Source organism: Corynebacterium sp., assembly GCF_030535495.1.
Taxonomy (GTDB): Bacteria; Actinomycetota; Actinomycetes; order Mycobacteriales; family Mycobacteriaceae; genus Corynebacterium.
Genome location: NZ_JAUNRW010000152.1, coordinates 1 through 3,808 on the forward strand (window position 1 = coordinate 1; position 3,808 = coordinate 3,808).

At 67.9% G+C, this 3,808-nt stretch carries 5 protein-coding genes; all 5 read right to left on the minus strand.

Translation table 11 applies throughout. The features are described 5' to 3' along the window. Positions 1–260 (minus strand): DNA-directed RNA polymerase subunit omega (rpoZ, locus tag Q4F73_RS11875; RefSeq protein ID WP_303359552.1); only part of this gene is annotated, 260 nt, incomplete at its 3' end. Positions 261–285: 25 nt separating this feature from the next. Next, entirely contained in the window at positions 286–861 is a 576-nt protein-coding gene (gene gmk / locus Q4F73_RS11880; RefSeq protein ID WP_303359553.1) for a guanylate kinase, read from the minus strand. 3 nt (positions 862–864) lie between these two features. Continuing rightward, positions 865–1,188 (minus strand): integration host factor, actinobacterial type, encoded by a 324-nt coding sequence (gene mihF, locus Q4F73_RS11885; RefSeq protein WP_042621502.1) that lies wholly within the window; start codon positions 1,186–1,188, stop codon positions 865–867. 212 nt (positions 1,189–1,400) lie between these two features. Continuing rightward, positions 1,401–2,219 carry an orotidine-5'-phosphate decarboxylase gene (pyrF, locus tag Q4F73_RS11890; protein WP_303359554.1) on the minus strand — a complete coding sequence of 273 codons (819 nt, stop codon included), beginning with the start codon at positions 2,217–2,219 and terminating at the stop codon, positions 1,401–1,403. Further along, positions 2,219–3,808 (minus strand): carbamoyl-phosphate synthase large subunit (gene carB, locus Q4F73_RS11895; protein ID WP_303359555.1); only part of this gene is annotated, 1,590 nt, incomplete at its 5' end. The genes pyrF and carB, both read right to left, overlap by 1 nt.

Here is a 3,808-nt window from a genome sequence, read left to right on the forward strand (position 1 = left end):
GCGTCGATCTCGCGCAGAGCGATGGAGAGCGGCTTTTCACCGGGCTCCGGGGTCACCAGCGGACCGACGAACTCGAAGACGCCCTCGTCGTGCTGCTGGTAGTAGCTGTTGATCTGGCGGGCACGCTTGGCCGCGAAGATCACCAGCGCGTACTTGGACGACACCTTGTCCAGCAGCTCGTCGATCGGAGGAGCGGTAATGCCCTCCGGTGCGTCGTAGACGGCCGTCGAGGTGGCGGAGTTGGACGCTTCGTTGTTCACGTACACCTTTTTCTTCGGTTGAGAGTTAAAGCCTGCCGTGCAGGATATCACTGATCGCCTGAACAGCCTCATCGACCTGCTCGTTGACCACGATGTGATCGAACTCGTCCTGGCAGGCCAGCTCTTCACGAGCGGTCTCCAGGCGACGGTTGATGACATCCTCGGGCTCCGTCCCGCGGCCGGTGAGCCGCTGCACGAGAATGTCCCAGGATGGTGGTGCCAAGAAGACCAGGTGGGCCTCCGGCATCATCTGCTTGACGTTGCGCGCGCCCTCGAGGTCAACCTCGACGAGCACCGGGCGTCCCTCGGCGAGTGCCTCCTGCACGGGGGCGGCCGGGGTGCCGGAGCGCTGGATCCCGCCGTGAATGTCCGCCCATTCGAGCATCATTCCACGGTCGATGTTCTCCTGGAACTGGTCCGCGGTGACGAAGAAGTAGTCTTCTCCGTCGACTTCACCGGGACGGGGAGCGCGGGTGGTCATCGACACGCTGAAGTACAGACGGTCGACGTCGCTGCGCAGGCGATGAACCACTGTGGATTTGCCCACCGCAGAGGGGCCGGCCAGAACGACCAGTCGACCTGCGGGGTTCTCGCCGGGCATCTGCTAGTCCTCGGAGAAGCCGAAGCGCTCCAGCAGGGCGCGACGCTGGCGGTCACCGAGGCCACGCAGACGGCGGGTCTGGGCGATCTCCAGCTGCTCCATGATCTCCTTGGCCTTGACCTTACCGACCTTCGGCAGAGCCTCGAGCAGGGCAGAGACCTTGGTCTTGCCGATGATCTCGTTGTCCTGAGCCTGGTCCAGGACCTCCTTGAGGTTGGTGTCGCCGCGCTTGAGCTGCTCCTTGAGCTCGGCACGTGCCTTGCGGGCCTCAGCGGCCTTAGCGAGTGCCTGCTTGCGCTGCTCGTCAGTCAACTGGGGAAGGGCCACGGGGTTTCCTCCGATTCGATGGGGGGATAGTTCTGTTTGTTCGGATACATGAGTACCAGATCTCAACGGTCAGCGGGGAAACATCGCAAATCCCACGCATGAAACTCGCTGACTTCGGACCAGTTTAGCACCGGACCGCCCATGCGCCCGTTGACGTGCCCCTTCAGGAACGTCTCCGAGTGCATGGGATACAAAGTACCAGGTCGTGGGCGCTAGTGGCCGGGGAACTCGCTGGCAGCCTTGATGGTGGCGGCGCGCAGGTCCGCGATACGGGGTCCTGCACCGAGTACGGCGCGGGAGATGTTCGGGAAGGCGAGCTTTTCGACGCCCCCGGCAATCCGGGCCACATCCTGCGCCGATCCACCCTGGGCGCCCACTCCCGGCATGAGGACCGGGCCGTTGAGGCGGGAGAGATCCGGCGCGTCGTCGAGGGTGGCTCCCACGACGACACCGAGGTTGCCCGGACCGTCGTGGACCGCGTTACGACGCGCGCATTCGTCGACGACCTGCTGAGCGATCGTGCGCCCGTCCGCGCCGCGGTGGTTCTGCAGGACGACGGCCTCCGGGTTGGAGGTGGCGGCGAGCACGAACACTCCCCGACCGGTCTCCTCGGCCAGGTCGAGGACTGGGGCCAGGGCCCCGACGCCGAGGTAGGGGGAGACGGTGACGGCGTCTGCACGCAGCGGGGAGTCGTCGCCCAACCAGGCGTCGGCGTAGCCGGCCATGGTCGAGCCGATGTCACCACGCTTGGCGTCGGCGACGGTGAGGCACCCGGCCTCCCGCAGCGCCGCCAGGGTGGCCTCCAGAACCCGGAAACCGGCGGAGCCGTAGCGCTCGTAGAACGCCACCTGCGGCTTGACCAGCGCCGCCGTATCGGCGAAGGCCTCCACGCACCGGCGGGAGAACTCCGCCAGGCCCACAACGGAGTCCTCCAGCCCCCACGCCTCCAACAGCGAGGCGTGCGGGTCGATGCCGACGCACAGGCGCCCGCGGGTGGCGGCGGCGTCGATAAGCCGGGAACCGAAGGTCATCAGTGCTCGAGCTCCTGCAGGGCGCGGACCTCGAGGTTGCCGGCGCGCAGGGCCTCGATACCCTGGACGGCCGCGGTGATGCCCTGGACGGTGGTCACCAGCGGGACAGACGCGGACACGGCGGCCGCGCGGATGTCGTAGCCGTCGTGGCGCGCCCCGGAGGACCCGGCCGGGGTGTTGAGGATCAGGTCCACGTCGCCGTCGAGGATGAGGTCGACGATGGAGCGGCCTTCAGCGCCCTCCCGCACGGCGGAGGCCTTGAGGACGGTCTCGCACTCGATGCCGTTGCGGCGCAGCATGGCGGCGGTGCCCTCGGTGGCCAGCAGGGTGAAGCCCAGGGAGGCCAGGCGCTGGATCGGGAAGATGAGCGTGCGCTTGTCGCGGTTGGCCACGGAGACGAACACGCGCCCCTCGGTGGGCAGCTGGCCGAAGGCGGCGGCCTCGGCCTTGGCGTAGGCGGCGCCGAAGTTGCCGGCCAGGCCCATGACCTCGCCGGTGGACTTCATCTCCGGGGACAACAGGGTGTCCAGCATCGTGCCGTCCTCGCGGCGGAAGCGGTTGAACGGCAGCACGGCCTCCTTCACGGCGATGGGGTGATCCAACGGCAGGGAGCCACCGTCGTAGTCGGTGGGGATCATGCCCTCCTCGCGCAGCTCGGCCAGGGTGGCGCCGAGCATGATGCGGGAGGCGGCCTTGGCCAGGTGTACGCCGGTCGCCTTGGACACGAACGGCACGGTGCGCGAGGCACGCGGGTTGGCCTCGATGACGTAGAGGATGTCGTCCTTGAGGGCGAACTGGACGTTCATGAGCCCGCGCACACCGATGCCGTGGGCGAGTGCCTTCGTCGACTGGCGGACCTTCTCGATGTCCTCGGCACCCAGGGTCATCGGCGGCAGGGCGCAGGCGGAGTCACCGGAGTGGATGCCGGCCTCCTCGATGTGCTCCATGACGCCGGCCAGGTAGACCTCCTCGCCGTCGCACAGGGCGTCGACGTCGATCTCGATGGCGGAGTCGAGGAAGCGGTCGACGAGCACCGGGTGGTCCGGGGACAGCTCGGTCGCGCGCTCGATGTAGTCGGCCAGGGAGGCCTCGTCGTAGACGATCTCCATGCCGCGGCCACCGAGGACATACGACGGGCGGACCAGGACCGGGTAGCCGATCTCGTTGGCCACCTTACGGGCCTCCTCGAAGGAGGTGGCGGTGCCGAAGGCCGGGGCCGGGAGCTGCGCCTGCCGCAGGACCTCGCCGAACTCGCCGCGGTCCTCGGCCAGGTCGATGGCCTCGGGCGAGGTGCCGACGACGGGGACGCCGGCGTCGGCAAGCTGCTGTGCCAGGCCCAGCGGGGTCTGGCCGCCGAGCTGGACGACGACACCGGCGACGGTGCCGGACTCAGACTCCGCGTGGTAGATCTCCATGACGTCCTCGAACGTCAGCGGCTCGAAGTAGAGGCGGTCGGCGGTGTCGTAGTCGGTGGAGACGGTCTCCGGGTTGCAGTTGACCATGACGGTCTCGTACCCGATGCGCGAGAGTTCCAGGGCGGCGTGGACGCAGGAGTAGTCGAACTCGATGCCCTGGCCGATGCGGTTGGG

What these genes read in the sequence shown, in the direction of transcription:
- gmk (WP_303359553.1), bottom strand. Translation starts at nt 861, where the DNA reads ATGCCCGGCGAGAACCCCGCAGGTCGACTGGTCGTTCTGGCCGGCCCC.
- pyrF (WP_303359554.1), bottom strand. Translation starts at nt 2,219, where the DNA reads ATGACCTTCGGTTCCCGGCTTATCGACGCCGCCGCCACCCGCGGGCGC.